Source organism: Paraburkholderia ultramafica, assembly GCF_902859915.1.
In the GTDB taxonomy this organism is placed as follows: Bacteria; Pseudomonadota; Gammaproteobacteria; order Burkholderiales; family Burkholderiaceae; genus Paraburkholderia; species Paraburkholderia ultramafica.
Map to the genome: position 1 here is coordinate 1 of NZ_CADIKK010000151.1, position 904 is coordinate 904.

The following is a 904-nucleotide window of genomic DNA, read 5'->3' on the forward strand; positions in this document are numbered from 1 at the left end:
ACCGCCTGGGCCCAGGCCGCGTCGAAATCGTTCGCGAATCCCGCCAGTCCATTGGCCTATGTGCCGGGCGCCACGCGCCTCTCAGCCGGTTACGAGCTGCTCTACCGGCTTGGCAAGGATTACGAAAAGCCCGAGTTCAATCTCCACCAGATTGTTAAAGATGGTCATAACATTCCGATCATCGAACAGATCATTGTTGAGAAACCGTTTTGCCGTCTGATGCGTTTCAAGCGTTTCGCCGACGACAGCGACGCCGTTACCCAATTGAAAGATGAACCGGTCGTGCTGGTCTGCGCACCGTTGTCGGGACACCACGCCACGCTGCTGCGCGACACCGTGCGGACGTTGTTGCAAGACCACAAGGTCTACCTGACCGACTGGATCGACGCACGCATGGTGCCGCTCGAAGCCGGCGAGTTTCATCTGGACGACTACGTCGCCTATATCCAGGAATTCATCCGCCACATCGGCGCGAAGAATCTGCATGTGATCTCGGTGTGCCAGCCTACCGTGCCGGTGCTCGCCGCCATTTCGCTGCTGGCGAGCCGCGGGGAAGACACGCCGCGCACGATGACGATGATGGGTGGCCCGATCGACGCGCGCAAGAGCCCGACTTCGGTCAACTCGCTCGCCACCCAGCACTCGTACGAGTGGTTCGACAACAACGTGATCGTCACGGTGCCGCCGAACTATCCGGGTGTGGGCCGTAAGGTTTACCCGGGCTTTCTGCAGCACACCGGTTTTGTCGCGATGAATCCGGAACGTCACGCGGCCTCGCACTGGGACTTCTACCAGAGCCTGCTGCGCGGCGACGAAGACGATGCGGAAGCGCATCGCCGCTTCTACGACGAGTACAACGCGGTGCTCGACATGGACGCGGCCTATTACCTCGATACGATCCGCG

The 904-nt window shown here is 60.5% G+C and carries 1 protein-coding gene; it reads left to right on the forward strand.

Annotation, left to right across the window (positions count from 1 at the left end; genetic code table 11):
- Positions 1-904: polyhydroxyalkanoate depolymerase (gene phaZ / locus HV744_RS36620; protein ID WP_175154094.1), on the forward strand; the 904-nt coding region annotated here is incomplete at both ends.